The organism is Labrys monachus (assembly GCF_030814655.1).
GTDB lineage: Bacteria > Pseudomonadota > Alphaproteobacteria > Rhizobiales > Labraceae > Labrys > Labrys monacha.
The window spans coordinates 2,287,966-2,301,346 of record NZ_JAUSVK010000001.1 but is presented as its reverse complement, the minus strand read 5'-3'; the positions used below and the strand labels follow the sequence as shown (position 1 = coordinate 2,301,346).

Annotated in this window: 12 protein-coding genes; 4 read left to right on the top strand and 8 right to left on the bottom strand. The window is 67.7% G+C overall.

The genetic code is table 11. The features are described from left to right. Positions 1-38: 38 nt before the first annotated feature. The 4 genes from J3R73_RS10405 to rpsO all read right to left on the bottom strand — a co-directional run bounded on the left by J3R73_RS10405 (position 39) and on the right by rpsO (position 6,332). Positions 39-2,024 (bottom strand): BTAD domain-containing putative transcriptional regulator, encoded by a 1,986-nt coding sequence (locus J3R73_RS10405; protein WP_307425994.1) that lies wholly within the window; start codon positions 2,022-2,024, stop codon positions 39-41. Positions 2,025-2,197: 173 nt separating this feature from the next. Continuing rightward, complete coding sequence (locus tag J3R73_RS10400) at positions 2,198-3,451, bottom strand: YcaO-like family protein (RefSeq protein WP_307425992.1); 1,254 nt, start codon at positions 3,449-3,451, stop codon at positions 2,198-2,200. A gap of 117 nt (positions 3,452-3,568) precedes the next feature. Further along, positions 3,569-5,713: a polyribonucleotide nucleotidyltransferase gene (pnp, locus tag J3R73_RS10395; protein ID WP_307425990.1), complete on the bottom strand. Its 2,145-nt coding sequence runs from the start codon at positions 5,711-5,713 to the stop codon at positions 3,569-3,571. Positions 5,714-6,062: 349 nt separating this feature from the next. Then, positions 6,063-6,332 (bottom strand): 30S ribosomal protein S15, encoded by a 270-nt coding sequence (rpsO, locus tag J3R73_RS10390; RefSeq protein ID WP_307425987.1) that lies wholly within the window; start codon positions 6,330-6,332, stop codon positions 6,063-6,065. Positions 6,333-6,629: 297 nt separating this feature from the next. Here rpsO and J3R73_RS10385 point away from each other — a divergent pair, with 297 nt between their 5' ends. From J3R73_RS10385 to dapB, 4 genes are all read left to right on the top strand, one after another. Beyond that, complete coding sequence (locus tag J3R73_RS10385) at positions 6,630-8,060, top strand: sensor histidine kinase (protein ID WP_307425984.1); 1,431 nt, start codon at positions 6,630-6,632, stop codon at positions 8,058-8,060. A 127-nt stretch (positions 8,061-8,187) separates the two neighbouring features. Beyond that, a complete protein-coding gene (gene tsaB / locus J3R73_RS10380; RefSeq protein ID WP_307425981.1) occupies positions 8,188-8,865 on the top strand; it encodes a tRNA (adenosine(37)-N6)-threonylcarbamoyltransferase complex dimerization subunit type 1 TsaB in 678 nt (225 codons plus the stop codon). Next, positions 8,862-9,353: a GNAT family N-acetyltransferase gene (locus tag J3R73_RS10375; RefSeq protein ID WP_307425979.1), complete on the top strand. Its 492-nt coding sequence runs from the start codon at positions 8,862-8,864 to the stop codon at positions 9,351-9,353. Before tsaB ends, J3R73_RS10375 begins: the two co-directional genes overlap by 4 nt. A gap of 85 nt (positions 9,354-9,438) precedes the next feature. Continuing rightward, positions 9,439-10,254: a 4-hydroxy-tetrahydrodipicolinate reductase gene (gene dapB, locus J3R73_RS10370; protein WP_307425976.1), complete on the top strand. Its 816-nt coding sequence runs from the start codon at positions 9,439-9,441 to the stop codon at positions 10,252-10,254. Positions 10,255-10,285: 31 nt separating this feature from the next. Here dapB and J3R73_RS10365 read toward each other — a convergent pair whose 3' ends face one another. The 4 genes from J3R73_RS10365 to J3R73_RS10350 all read right to left on the bottom strand — a co-directional run bounded on the left by J3R73_RS10365 (position 10,286) and on the right by J3R73_RS10350 (position 13,346). Further along, positions 10,286-10,927 carry a glutathione S-transferase family protein gene (locus tag J3R73_RS10365; protein ID WP_307425974.1) on the bottom strand — a complete coding sequence of 214 codons (642 nt, stop codon included), beginning with the start codon at positions 10,925-10,927 and terminating at the stop codon, positions 10,286-10,288. A gap of 57 nt (positions 10,928-10,984) precedes the next feature. Continuing rightward, positions 10,985-11,449 carry a PTS IIA-like nitrogen regulatory protein PtsN gene (gene ptsN, locus J3R73_RS10360; protein ID WP_307437254.1) on the bottom strand — a complete coding sequence of 155 codons (465 nt, stop codon included), beginning with the start codon at positions 11,447-11,449 and terminating at the stop codon, positions 10,985-10,987. Positions 11,450-11,586: 137 nt separating this feature from the next. Continuing rightward, positions 11,587-12,168: a ribosome hibernation-promoting factor, HPF/YfiA family gene (gene hpf / locus J3R73_RS10355; protein WP_307425971.1), complete on the bottom strand. Its 582-nt coding sequence runs from the start codon at positions 12,166-12,168 to the stop codon at positions 11,587-11,589. A 236-nt stretch (positions 12,169-12,404) separates the two neighbouring features. Beyond that, positions 12,405-13,346 (bottom strand): 2-hydroxyacid dehydrogenase, encoded by a 942-nt coding sequence (locus tag J3R73_RS10350; RefSeq protein ID WP_307425967.1) that lies wholly within the window; start codon positions 13,344-13,346, stop codon positions 12,405-12,407. Positions 13,347-13,381 lie beyond the last annotated feature (35 nt).

Here is a 13,381-nt window from a genome sequence, read left to right as displayed (position 1 = left end):
GACGATCGGGCGAGCGGAAGCTGCGGCCCGATTCGTACTTACCAGACCCCGAAGGCAGCCTTCTCGACCGGCGCTCCAGCGCCGCCGAGACCGGCCCGCAGGTGCTCCCAATCCTCGGCGACGGCGATGGGATAGAGATGCAGCATCCAACGCGCCATGTTTTCGGGAGTCGGATTGTGCTTGCCGTGCCAGTCGCTCCTGATCCTGACATAGGTCTTGTCGAGTTCGGCCGCGGCCTCTCGCGAGCGGCCGAGCCTGGCGAGGGCGGCGGTGACCCACATCCGAAAACCCGGGGATGCGTCTAATCCATTCGCGGCGAGTTCGATGCAGGCTTCATAATCGCCGACGAGAAACTTGATGACCGAAAGATAGGTCATCTGCTGCGGCGTCGCCAGCGGCGTGATATCGACCGAGGCTGCCGCGAAATCCCTGGCTTCGGCGTATTTGCCGCAATAGGCAAAAATCAATCCCGCCGACATCAGCGTCCAGGGGTCGCTGCCGTTCAGATCGATGGCCAGGGAAGCGTGCAAAGTGGATTCGTCGGCGCGGCGGGCGAGCTGGTGGGTCCAGGCGAGGTTGAGCTGGGCCCGGGAATCGAGCGGGTCGAGATGGGCGGCGCGGCGCGCCAGGACGAGCACATCGGCGAGGCGCGCGCGGTCAAGGAAGACGCCCGGCCGCGCGATGTGCTCGGTGTTGTTCATCTGCACCAGGCTGGTGAGCGCCGGCCCGTAGTCGGGCGCGTCGCGCACCAGCTCCTCGAAGACGGCGAGCGCCGCGCGCCAGTCCTCCGACGCCAGGCGATGCACCATCGCCTGGCCGCGCAGCCAGCGATCATGGATGTCGGAGGCGATGCTGCCTTCGACGCCGATGCGCCTGAGCCTTTCCGCCGACAGATGCACATTCAGGGCGGTGGCGATCTTGCGGACGATCTGCTGCTGCATTTCGAGCCAGGTCGCCAGCGACAGCTTGAAACGCTCGCTCCACACGCAGATCGAGGTCGCCGCGTCACGGAAGGTGATGATGAGCCGGATCTCGCCGCCCGATTCATAGGTCGTGCCCTCGACCACATATTCGGGCGGCGCGAACCAGCTCGCCGGCACGGGCTTCTGGTCGGGCGCCAGGGGGCGCACGGACCATTCGCGAAAGCGCATCAGGCAGGCGATCAGCTCGTGCTGGAAGCCGTCGACGACGTAGCGCTTGTCGGTCGGCACGCCGCCGGCATCGAAGGGGCAGACCGAAATCAGGACGCCCTTGGCCCAGACCGGTTGGCTCTGCAGCGCCGCGGGCCGGCTCGGGCGCGTCGCGCTCCAGTCCGCCTGCTGCTTGATCTCGACGATGAGGTCCTGCGTCTCCTTGGAAGGCTCGATATCGAAATCGGCCTCCAGCACGTCCCACAGCGTCTTGTAGGCCTTCATCGCGGCGCCGATGTCGCCCCGGGCGGCGCGTGCGCGGATGAGATGCCGGCAGGCGGGCTCATGGGTCGGGTCGAGATTGAGCAGGGCGGTCGCCACGGCGCTGGAATCGATGCCGCTGCCCTCGGGCGGCAGCAGGGCCTCCAGGCCCAGGGTCAGCCGGTCGTGCAGGAGCTGGCGCCGGGTCTGCACCCAGATCTGGAAGGCCGGATCGAGATCGTCGAGGCCCTCCAGCAGCGCATCGGGCAGCCGCTGGGTCGACAGCAGGCGCTCCGGCACGTCCTGACGCACGATCGCCGCGATGATCTCGTCGACGTCGCATTGATAGCGGCCGCGCTCCAGAGAGAGCGTCAGCTTGCCGGGGCGGAAGCCGTCGAAGCCGACGGCGTCGCAGGCGGATTTGATGTCGTGCACGGCCTGCCGCAGGGAGGCGCGCGCCCGCTCCTCGTCGCTCTCGCTCCACAGCAGCCCGACCAGGCGCTCGCGCGTGTCATGGGCGTTGTCCGACAACGCCAGATAGGCGATCAGCGCCCGCGTCTTGCGCTTGGGCAGGTCGAGCCTGCGCCCGTTGAAACTGGCCGAGAAATCACCGAGCACGCGCAGAATCAGCACCGGGCGCTCCCCAGCGCTCCCGGCCCCGTCGGCTGCCGCGTTCGACATATCCTGCAAGGCAATCCCCAAGGCCCTCGCCCCTCTTGGAAGATCCGTCTTCCAACGGAAGACGAGTTCCTTTGGAAGATTATGAATGAGAATGGCACGGCATGCCGCCCGATGGCAATGCACATCTAGAAGAGCGGCAAGCCGTCGGCGAACTCTCCGTGACCCGGCATGTTCCGCAACGTTTCCAGGCGCTTCGCCGTCACGTCCCGAGAATAGGGCTGAAGGTCGGGAGAGACCGCGCGCAGGACGGCGATGCCGATATCGCCCCGCGACAGATCCACCAGGAAAATGCGGATGCCGCGCTCGCGGAGATGGCCGACGAGCCGATCGAGAGCGCCGGTCCGGCTGCTGCCGTCGAAGAGCGCCGCTGCGTTGGAGAGGCCGGCGCTTTCGAGAAGGGGACACCCGGCAGCCGGAAAGGCGGCCCGGCGCAAATGGCGCCGGTCCGCCTCGTTGAGCCCGGCCTCGCCGCGTTCGGCCAGCTTGGCCGCGGCAATCGGCGCCGACAATTCCATCTGGGCCATTTCGAGCACGGCCGCCGCGACGGCTTCTTCCGGGGCGAGCCGCGCGGCGACGCCGCAGGCGAGGCCCCGGCCGTCCCCATCCATCGACAGGGCGGCGACGGCCGGCACGCCGGGATCGGCGGTGATGTCGAGGAGCAGCGTGCGGCGGCCCTCCACGCCCCGCCTCAGGCGCCCCACCAGCGCGCGGCCGGCGAGGCCAGCCGGATGGTCCGCAGCGAAATGCCGCGGCGCGCGGCCGCCGAACCACCAGAGCGCCGCCGCATCGCGTTCGCAGAGCTCGAGGATGGCGCGCAGCGCGGCCCGTTCCCGGTCGGGCCCGGCGGCGACCCCGGCCGACAAGGCGCCGGCCGGCGCCAGGACGCGCCTTGCCGGGTCACGCCGCAGGCAGAGATCGGCGGGCAGGAGAACGGGGTCGCCGGAGGCCGCCTCGACACCGGCCATCCAGTCCAGGGCCCGGCCCGCGCCGATCGCCCCAGCCCCGATCCAGCCATCGGCCATGCTCCCCGGCAGGCCGGCCGGGCCGCCCTGGGCGGCGATATCGCCGTCCCTTTCGAATTGCGAGAGCAGGTCGGCCGTCTCGCCGAGGCAGGAAATGAAGGCGGCCTCCGCCGTCTCGCCATTGCCGGTGACGCTCAGGCGCGGAGCCCTATTGGCGAGAGAAGCCGCAGCGTCGAGCACGACCTCCCCGCCGATACAGACAAGTCCCGGCGCGAAGGGAGAGCGGACCGCAAAGGCGCGCGCAAGACGGGCGGCGACGGCGGCCAGAGCAGGCGAGGCCTGGTCCGACACCGCCTGCAGCAACGCCGTTCCGGCCTCGGCACGAAGGTCGATCGGGTGGAGAGAGGGCAGCGCCATGCCGGGCTTCCTGTCGTGGGGACGCCCGCAGTCTACACCGTCCCAAGAAAAAGGGCGGCCCGCGAGGGCCGCCCATGATCGTTACGCGCCGGAGATTCCCGGGCTCGGGAGGAGATCTTACTCGGCCGCCTGGCCCTCGGCCTTGGCCTTCTTCTCCAGGTCTTCGCCGGTGGCCTGGTCGACCGCCTTCATCGACAGGCGGACCTTGCCCCGCTCGTCGAAGCCGAGCAGCTTGACCTTGACCTTGTCGCCTTCCTTGACCACGTCGGTGACCTTGTTCACGCGGTTCGCAGCCAGTTGCGAAATATGAACGAGGCCGTCCTTGGCGCCGAAGAAGTTGACGAAGGCGCCGAAATCGGTGGTCTTGACCACGGTGCCGTCATAGACGGCGTTGAGTTCGGGCTCGGAGGCGATCGACTTGATCCAGTTGATCGCGGCCTTGATCGCCGTGCCCGAGGCGGAGGCGACCTTGACGGTGCCGTCGTCCTGGATGTCGATCTTGGCACCGGTCTTCTCGACGATCTCGCGGATGACCTTGCCGCCCGATCCGATGACCTCGCGGATCTTGTCGACGGGAATGGTGATCACCTCGATGCGCGGGGCATGCTCGCCGAGTTCGGGGCGCGCGCCGGTCAGCGCCTTCGACATCTCGCCGAGGATGTGCAGGCGCCCACCCTTGGCCTGCTCCAGAGCGACCTGCATGATCTCTTCGGTGATGCCGGCGATCTTGATGTCCATCTGCAGCGAGGTGATGCCGTTCTCGGTGCCGGCGACCTTGAAGTCCATGTCGCCGAGATGATCTTCGTCGCCGAGGATGTCGGACAGCACCGCGAAGCGCTCGCCTTCCAGGATCAGGCCCATGGCGATGCCCGCCACCGGCGCACGCAGCGGCACGCCGGCATCCATCAGCGCCAGCGAGGTGCCGCAGACGGTCGCCATCGAGGACGAGCCGTTGGATTCGGTGACCTCGGACACGACGCGGATGGTGTAGGGAAATTCGTGCTGCGGCGGCAGCATCGGATGGACGGCACGCCAGGCGAGCTTGCCGTGGCCGATTTCGCGGCGGCCGGGCGAACCCATGCGACCGGTCTCGCCGACCGAGTAGGGCGGGAAGTTGTAATGGAGCATGAAGCGCTCCTTGTAGGTGCCCTCCAGGCTGTCGACGAACTGCTCGTCGTCGCCGGTGCCGAGGGTGGCGACGGCCAGGGCCTGCGTCTCGCCGCGGGTGAACAGGGCCGAGCCGTGGGTGCGGGGCAGGATGCCGGCTTCAGCGACGATGGGGCGAACCGTCTTCACGTCGCGGCCGTCGATGCGGATGCCGTTGTCCAGGATGTTCCAGCGCACGACCTTGGCCTGGAGGTCGTGGAAGACCTCGGCGACCTGCTGCTTGGAATAAGCCGGGGTCTCGGCGCCCTCGGGAAGGAAATGGGCGATGACCTTGGCCTTGGCGGCGTCGATGGCGGCATAGCGCTGCTGCTTGGCGGTGATCGAATAGGCGGCGCGCAGATCGCCTTCGATCACTTCGAGCATGGCCTTTTCGAATTCCGAGCGGTCGGAAGGCTGGAAGTCGCGCGGCTCCTTGGCCGCCTTCTCGGCGAGGCGGATGATCGCCTCGATCACCGGCTGGAAGCCCTTGTGGCCGAGCATGACCGCCTCGAGCATGGTCTGCTCGGAGAGTTCCTTGGCTTCCGATTCCACCATCAGCACGGCGTCGGCGGTGCCGGCGACCACGAGCGAGAGGGAGGATTCCTTCATCTCGTCGACGGTGGGATTGACCTTGAGCGCACCGTCGACGAGGCCGACGCTGGCGGCGCCCACCGGCCCCATGAAGGGCACGCCCGACAGGGTCAGCGCAGCGGAGGCGGCGACCATCGCGAGCACGTCGGTGTCGTTGACGAGGTCATGCGAGAGGACGGTGACGATGACCTGCGTCTCGTTGCGATAGCCTTCGACGAAGAGCGGGCGGATCGGACGGTCGATCAGGCGGGAGATCAGGGTCTCGCGCTCGGACGGACGCCCTTCGCGCTTGAAATAGCCGCCGGGAATGCGGCCGGCCGCGAAGGCCTTTTCCTGGTAGTTGACGGTGAGCGGGAAGAAGTCGATGCCCGCTTTCGGCTCCTTGGCCGACACGACGGTGGCGAGGACCGTGCTGTCGCCGTAGGAAGCCAGCACCGCGCCGTCAGCCTGGCGGGCGATCTTGCCCGTCTCGAGCGTCAGTTTGCGGCCGGCCCATTCAAGCTCTTCGCGATATATCGTGAACATTCTGTTCAATCCTGTCCTTGTGTGGGCGACCAGACGAAGCAGGCATAAACGAAAGCAGCCATGAGCAAGACGGCGCGATGCATCCTCGGAGCCGAAAGCTCCAGGAATGCATCCTGCGATCCTGCCATGGTCTGCTGCCCGTCCGGTCTGATGCGCGATCCTGCCGCGCCCTGCGCGTCTTCAAAACGGATCCCGCGTCCTCTTGTAGCGAGGCAGCTTGCCTGCTGCTCTCCTCGGGCTGCACGGCGGCCCCATGCCGCCATGCCCCTCCATGTCGTTGCCGCGGCCCTCTGCTGCAAGGCCGCTGCGGGCGGCGCACGGAAAACCGTGCGCCCGTCGAAAACCGCTCTCAGCGGCGGATGCCGAGGCGCTCGATCACCGTCTTGTAGCGGCCCTCGTCCCTCGACTTGAGATAGTCGAGCAGCGAGCGGCGCAGCGCCACCATCTTGAGAAGCCCCCGCCGCGAATGATTGTCCTTCACATGCGACTTGAAGTGGCCGGTCAGGTTGGCGATCCGCTCGGTGAGGATGGCGATCTGCACTTCCGGCGAGCCGGTGTCGCCGGCCTTCGTTCCATATTCCTTGATGAGCGCGCTCTTGCGCTCCACAGTAATCGACATCGGGTGTTCCTTTCACAGGGCATGTACGGCGCAAAATGCGCTATGATGCCGGAGCGTCTTGCGACGAGGGAGGCCTGTGAGGCCAGGATCGCCATCCACCTCGGCCCGGCCGGGATGTCGTCCAGCGGGGTCGGCGGAGGCGGTTTAAACCCGGACGGCTTCCGTCCGGATGCGGCCCTATAGTCGATACCGGGACAAAAAGCCAGAGAAAAGGCAAAGTCTCTTTCTATATGCTTGCACGCCGACGCATCGCTGGGACACTGGCGGCGCGCGGCAATTTCGACTAAGGCAATTTGTGTGCCCAATTTCGCCGACATCAAGGACAAATCCGGCCTTTTCGGACTTTCCGCACGCCTGCTCGTCCTCACCATCCTGTTCGGCATGCTGGCCGAGGTGATGATCTATCTGCCGTCGGTGGCGACCTACCGCCAGAACTGGCTGTCCAACCGCATTTCGTCGGCGATCACCGCCGCGCTGGTGCTGGAGGCGGCGCCGAACGGCATGGTATCGGACAGCCTCGCCATGCAGATTCTGGATTCGGTGGGGGCCAAGATGGTGGCGCTGAAGATGCGCGACACCAAGCGCCTGCTCGCCTCCTCCGAAATGCCGCCCCAGGTCGCGACCACGACGGACCTGCGCAACGTCTCCGAAATGGCGTCGATCCGCGAAGCCGTCGCCACGCTGATCGCCCCTCCCGGGCGTTTCATCCGCGTCATCGGCAATGCGCCGATGAACGGGCAGTTCGTCGAGATCGTGATCGACGAAGCCCCCCTCAAGGAGGCCATGTATGCGGCCTCGCGCCGTCTCCTCCTGATTTCGCTGTCCATCTCCGCCATCACCGGCTGCCTCGTCTATCTCACGCTGAGCTGGCTCATCGTCCGGCCGGTGCGCCGCCTGACCTTCGCGATGATGCATTTCGGCGACAATCCGGAAGACGGCTCGCGCATCGTGCAGACGTCGCGGCGCAACGACGAAATCGGCGTCGCCGAACGCGAGTTGGCGGCGATGCAGCGCCAGCTTCTGGGCATGCTCCAGCAGAAGAGCCGCCTCGCCGCGCTGGGCCTCGCCGTCTCCAAGATCAACCACGATCTTCGCAATCTCCTGGCGGCGGCGCAGCTCTTCTCGGACCGCCTGACCGATTCGGAGGATCCGTTGGTGCAGCGCTTCGCGCCGAAGCTGCTGCAGACGCTCGATCGCGCCATCGCCTTCTGCCAGTCCACCCTGTCCTATGGCCGGGCGGCGGAACAGCTGCCGTCCCGGCGCATGATCCCGGTGGCGCCGATCGTCACCGACACCCGCGAACTGCTCGGGCTCGGCGGCGAGGACGGCATCGTCTGGTACGAGAAGATCGAGCCGGACCTGCACATCGATGCCGACCCCGACCATCTCTCGCGCATCCTGCTCAATCTGTGCCGCAACGCGCTGCAGGCGCTCGAAGCCCAGGCGAGGACCGAGGACGGCCGGGGCCGCATCCACGTGATGTGCCGGCGCGACAGCGCGGCGGTGATCATCGAAGTCGCCGACGACGGCCCCGGCGTGCCGGAACGGGCGCGGCAGAGATTGTTCGAGGCTTTCGCCGGCTCGACGCGGCCGGGTGGATCGGGGCTCGGCCTGGCGATCGCGGCCGAGCTGGTGCGGGCCCATGGCGGCATGCTGACCCTCCTCGACCAGAGCCCGGGCGCGACGTTCCGCATCCGCATTCCCGACCGGACGGGGTCGCCGTCCTGAAGCCGGGGCATAATTTGTGAATTTGTCGAATTTTAAGGCAAATTTATCAGAAAAATAAGTAGATGGAGCCGAATGAGGGATCCGATGGGACCGTCGTTTCCTCCCTTGCTGCTTACGGACGATCTTCATGCGTATCCTGGCCATCGACACCGCCCTCGGAGCCTGTTCGGCCTGCGTGTTCGATTCGGATGACGGCGAGATCGCGTCCGAGACCGAGATCATGCAGCGCGGCCATGCGGAGGCGCTGATTCCCCTCGTCGAACGCGTCGTCGCCCGCTCGGGCGGCTTTTCGCCGATCGACCGCATCGCGACGACGGTGGGCCCCGGCTCCTTCACCGGCCTGCGCGTGGCGATTTCGGCGGCGCGCGCCTTCGCCCTCGCCTTGCGCGTGCCCTGCGTCGGCATATCGAGCCTGGCGGCCATCGCGGCGCCGTTCATCGACGAGAAGGACGGCCAGCACGTGGCCGCCGCCATCGACGCCCGCCACGGCAACATCTATTTCGAGCTGTTTTCCAATCGGGGCCGCACCATCGTGGAGGCGAGCTGCATTCCCATCCGCGACGCGGCGCGCGTCCTCGGCCCGGCCACGGTGAAGATGGCGGGCCCCGCCTCCCCCCTCCTGCTGGCCGAGGCCAAGGCGGCGGGGACCGCCGGGATCATCGTCGACAGCCGGCCGGCGCCGGACATCGCGTGGGTCGCCCAGCTCGGGCTGCTCGCCGATCCCGCGGAATCGCCGCCGCGGCCCTATTATCTCAAGCCCGCCGACGCCACGCCGCAGCAGAACGGCCAGGTTGCACGGCAATGAGCGGGAACTGGCCCTGGTTCGGCAGGCCGCAGCCGCCGGTCGTCGCCGATGCGCAGACCGCCGATGCGGCCGGGCTCGCCGCCATCCATGCCGCCAGCTTCGAGCGGGGCTGGGACATCTATGAATTCGAGCACCTGCTCGCCGACCGCATGGTGGTCGCCCATGTGGCGCGGCCGGGAGGGCGCGGCAGTCCGACGGGCTTTGCCATGTCCCGCCTCGTCCTGGACGAAGCCGAGATCTTTACCGTCGCCGTGGCGCCGGCGGCACGGCGGACGGGGCTGGCCACCCTGCTGATGCAGCATCATCTGGCGCGCCTCGCCGCCGCCGGCATCAAGAAGGTGTTCCTCGAAGTCGCGGAGGACAATGTCGCGGCGCGCCGGCTCTATGACCGCCACGGCTTCGTCGAGATCGGACGGCGCGCCGCCTATTACGCCCGCAAGGGCGGAGCCGCCGCCGCGGCGCTCGTCATGGAACGAAGCCTGCGCTGATGCCGTGCGATGTTTCAACCACGCGTCACCCCGACGTTCGACGGACCGCGAACCGTTCGGCACAATCGGCACAAGGAGAAGAACGATGGCGGATATGAGGCTCGTGGTAGCGGGCGCCGGCGGGCGCATGGGGCAGGCCCTCGTCCGGCTGATCGGCGCGACGCCCGGCGTCGTCCTCGCCGGCGCCATCGAGCGGGCGGGCTCCCCCCTGATCGGCCAGGACGCCGGCAGGCTGGCGGGCCTCGAACCCAATGGCGTCCTCGTCACCGACGATCCGCTCGCCCTCCTCACCGGCGCCGAGGGCATCGTCGACTTCACCGCCCCGGCGGCGACGGTGGAGCTCTCGGCCCTCGCCGCGCAGATGCGCATCGTGCATGTCGTCGGCACCACCGGCCTGTCCAGCGAGGACATGGCGCGCCTGAGGGCGGCCGGCCGCCATGCCGTGATCGTGCAGTCGGGCAATATGAGCCTCGGCGTGAACCTGCTCGCAGCCGTGGTCAAGCGGGTGGCCAGGAGCCTCGACGCCGAATTCGACATCGAGATCCTCGAAATGCATCACAACCGCAAGGTCGACGCGCCCTCGGGCACCGCGCTCCTGCTCGGGGAAGCGGCCGCCGCCGGGCGCGGCGTCGATCTCGCCGGCCATGCGGACCGGGTGCGGGACGGCCACACCGGCGCGCGCCAGAAGGGGCATATCGGCTTTGCGACCCTGCGCGGGGGCACGGTCGTCGGCGAGCACAGCGTGATCTTCGCCGGCGAGGGCGAGAGGATCGAATTCTCGCACAAGGCGGAGAGCCGCACGATCTTCGCGAACGGCGCGCTCAAGGCGGCGATGTGGGGCCAGGGGCGCAAGCCGGGCCTCTACACGATGGCCGACGTGCTCGGCCTCGCCGACCTGTAGCGGGACGGAGGTCGGCCTGGCCGGCCGGGGATCAGCGCACGCGCAGATCCTCGTAGGAAATCATGACATGCTCCCGGAACGCCGCCCGCTCCGTCAGCCGGTCGTAGTAGCGGCGCAGGGCGGGATGGCCGGGCCGCTCGATCGCCATGTCGAAATAGCGGTAGAGCACATGGCCGAACTGGATATCGGCGAGCGTGAAGGCTTCGCCCGCCAGATGGGCATGGCGGGCGAGGCGGGTCTCGGCGATGTCCAGCCTGGCGCCGAGTTCGCCGACCGCCCGGCGGATCGCCGCCTCGTCGCGGTCCTTCGGCGCCGTGCGCACGGCGCGCCAGAAGATCGGCACCGTGAAGTTCAGGGCGATATTGATCTTCGACCATTCGGCCCACATGTCGACCCGGCTGCGCGTCTCGATGTCCGCAGGCCAGAAGGGCGGCTCGCCATAGCGATTGGCGAGATAGCGCAGGATCGCGCCCGTCTCCCACAACGGCTCGCCCTCCCCGTCCCGCAGCACCGGAACCGTGCCGTTGGGATTCATCGCCAGGAAGGCCGGCGTGTCGTTGCCGCCATAGTTGTGGCCGACGTCGTGCCGCCTGAACGCAAGCTCCAATTCGCCGATGCACCACATCAGCGCCTGCACATTCGACGATGTCTTGCGTCCCCAGACCGTCAACATGCCAGCAGCCCTCCCGCGGCGGCCGCAGGCGGTCATCGCACCGCGGGCCGGTCCGTCCTATGCAGCGTGGGATGCCGGCTCGTCGCAGAGGATGGCGTGGAGCCCCGCGCCGTCGCGGGTCGCGCGCAATTTCTGGACGATGCCGGGATCCCGCAACATGCGCGCGATACGCGACAGCGCACGCAGATGGTCGGCGCCCGCGCTTTCGGGGGCCAGCAGCAGGAAGATCAGGTCGACGGGCTGGCCATCCAGCGCCTCATAGTCGATCGGCCTTTCGAGCCGGGCGAAAAGACCGAAAATCCGGTTGATCTTGCCGAGCTTGCCGTGCGGAATGGCGATGCCGTTGCCGACGCCGGTGGATCCCAGCCGCTCGCGCTGCAGGAGCGTGTCGAAGATTTCGCGTTCGCCGATACCGGTCAAAGCCGCCGCCTGGGCGGAAATTTCCTGCAAAGCCTGCTTTTTTGAGTTTACCTTCAGCGCCGGAAGCACCGCATCCTGCGGCAGCAGATCGCTCAGAGGCATCGAATTCCTCGCGGATGGTTCGAGCACGGCCGCACTCGAGGCGATCGTCGGCTCAATCTTGTTCGTGTTTGCCTGCCGGTTCGCCACCGGCCCGGCGCCCGCCTCTCGTCGAGGCAGGCGCATGATTGATGGGCCGGTCAGGATGCGTCCGCCGCAACATGCGGCAGGTCGATCCAGCCGATATGGCCGTCGGAGCGGCGGTAAACCACGTTCACGCGGCCATGTCCAGCGTGGCGAAACACCAGGGCTCCGGCGCCGGTCAGATCGAGGTCGGTCACCGCCTGGCTGACCGAGAGGCGTTTCATGCGCTTGGAATTCTCGGCGACGATCACCGGCGTGAATTCGCCGGGCGCCGCTTCCTCCTCGTCCGGGGCGGCGATGACGTAGTCGATGGATTCGCCGTCGGCCCCCGAGTCGGGCCCGGCATGATAGTCCTTGATGCGGTGCTTGTAGCGCTTGAGCCGCTTTGTGAGCCGTTCCGTCGCCAGGTCGACACTGGCATGCGGGTCATGCGCCATCGATTCCGTCTGCAGCGTAAGACCCGTGGAGAGATGGATGAGGCAGTCGGTCCGAAACCCCGTCCCCTCCCTCTTAACGGTGACATGTCCGGTATAGTCGTGGTCAAAATACTTCGACAGGCTATCGGCCACCCGCGCCTGGACGTGGGTACGCAACGCCTCGCCAATGTCGAGATTTTGTCCGGAGACACGCAAGGTCATGCTTCGCTCCGCTTCTGAGATAAGCAGGCCTGAGGGGCCTGCATCCACGAACCGGCCGTCAGGACCGGCCCACCCATCTAGGTAGGACCGTCTTGATCCCGCGTCAACGCCGATGCGTTTTCGCCCCGCCTTAAAAGGATGTAATCCACGCCGCGGCTTCCTGCCGGACGGGCTCGAATACGGCTTGTTTGTCAACGGCTTGGGCGCGGATGCCGAGGCCGGCCGGGCGCGCGCCCTCAATACTGCCTGGCGATATCCACCGGCGCCTCGAAAGGCAGGCCGCGTTCATGCCGCTCGACCTGGCGGAGCACGAAGCGGCCGACCGCCTCCTCGTCCGAGATCGAGGAATTGTGCGGGGAGATGGTGACGTTCGGATGCAGCCAGAGCGGGCTCTCGGGGGGCAGGGGCTCGCTCTCGAACACATCGAGGGTGGCGGCGCGCAGGGTGCCGTCGTCCAGCGCGGCGAGGATGTCGGCCTCGACCTGCAGGCCGCCGCGCCCGGCATTCATCAGGATCGGCGCGCCGAAGACGCCGTCGCGCGCCAGCTTCCCGAACAGGCTCCGGTCGAGGATGCCGCGCGTCGCCGGCGTCAGCGGCAGGAGCGATACGAGCAGATCCGTCCGTGCGAGAAAGCGGTCGAGGTCCTCGCCCGCGAAGCAGGGAATGGCGTCGACCTGCTTGGGCGTCCGGCTCCATCCCGCGACGTCAAAGCCCATGAGGGCGAGCTTGCGCACCGCATCGAGGCCGAGCACGCCGAGACCCATCACCCCGACGCGCAGCTCGCGCGCCTCGGGCGAGGGATCGAGCTCGCGCCAGATCCTCTGGCGCTGCAGCGCCTGGTAGCCGGCCTGGTTGCGCAGATGCATCAGCGCATGCATCACCACCCATTCGCTCATGCGGTGGGTGAGGCTGTCGTCGATCACCCGCCCGAGCGGCACCGGCGGCAGCGCGGGATCGGCCAGCACATGGTCGACCCCCGCGCCCAGAGAGACGATTCCCCGGAGATTGGGGAAGGTCGCCAGCAGGCCCGGCGGCTGCTTCCATACGGCGGCATAGGTGATCTCGGCGGGGTCGCCGACATCCGGCCAGGCGCGGATGTCGCGATCGGGCGCGAGGCGGCGCAGCCGGTCGAGCCAGCGCGCGGCGTCCCACTGGGTGATGCAGAGAAGAAGAGCCATGACAGCCGGACCTGAATGGAAGGGATGGGGGGACG

Excerpts from the sequence above, each read along its gene's own strand:
- J3R73_RS10400 (WP_307425992.1), bottom strand. The coding sequence starts at position 3,451 with ATGGCGCTGCCCTCTCTCCACCCGATCGACCTTCGTGCCGAGGCCGGA.
- pnp (WP_307425990.1), bottom strand. The coding sequence starts at position 5,713 with ATGTTCACGATATATCGCGAAGAGCTTGAATGGGCCGGCCGCAAACTG.
- rpsO (WP_307425987.1), bottom strand. The coding sequence starts at position 6,332 with ATGTCGATTACTGTGGAGCGCAAGAGCGCGCTCATCAAGGAATATGGA.
- tsaB (WP_307425981.1), top strand. The coding sequence starts at position 8,188 with ATGCGTATCCTGGCCATCGACACCGCCCTCGGAGCCTGTTCGGCCTGC.
- J3R73_RS10375 (WP_307425979.1), top strand. The coding sequence starts at position 8,862 with ATGAGCGGGAACTGGCCCTGGTTCGGCAGGCCGCAGCCGCCGGTCGTC.
- dapB (WP_307425976.1), top strand. The coding sequence starts at position 9,439 with ATGGCGGATATGAGGCTCGTGGTAGCGGGCGCCGGCGGGCGCATGGGG.
- J3R73_RS10365 (WP_307425974.1), bottom strand. The coding sequence starts at position 10,927 with ATGTTGACGGTCTGGGGACGCAAGACATCGTCGAATGTGCAGGCGCTG.
- ptsN (WP_307437254.1), bottom strand. The coding sequence starts at position 11,449 with ATGCCTCTGAGCGATCTGCTGCCGCAGGATGCGGTGCTTCCGGCGCTG.
- hpf (WP_307425971.1), bottom strand. The coding sequence starts at position 12,168 with ATGACCTTGCGTGTCTCCGGACAAAATCTCGACATTGGCGAGGCGTTG.
- J3R73_RS10350 (WP_307425967.1), bottom strand. The coding sequence starts at position 13,346 with ATGGCTCTTCTTCTCTGCATCACCCAGTGGGACGCCGCGCGCTGGCTC.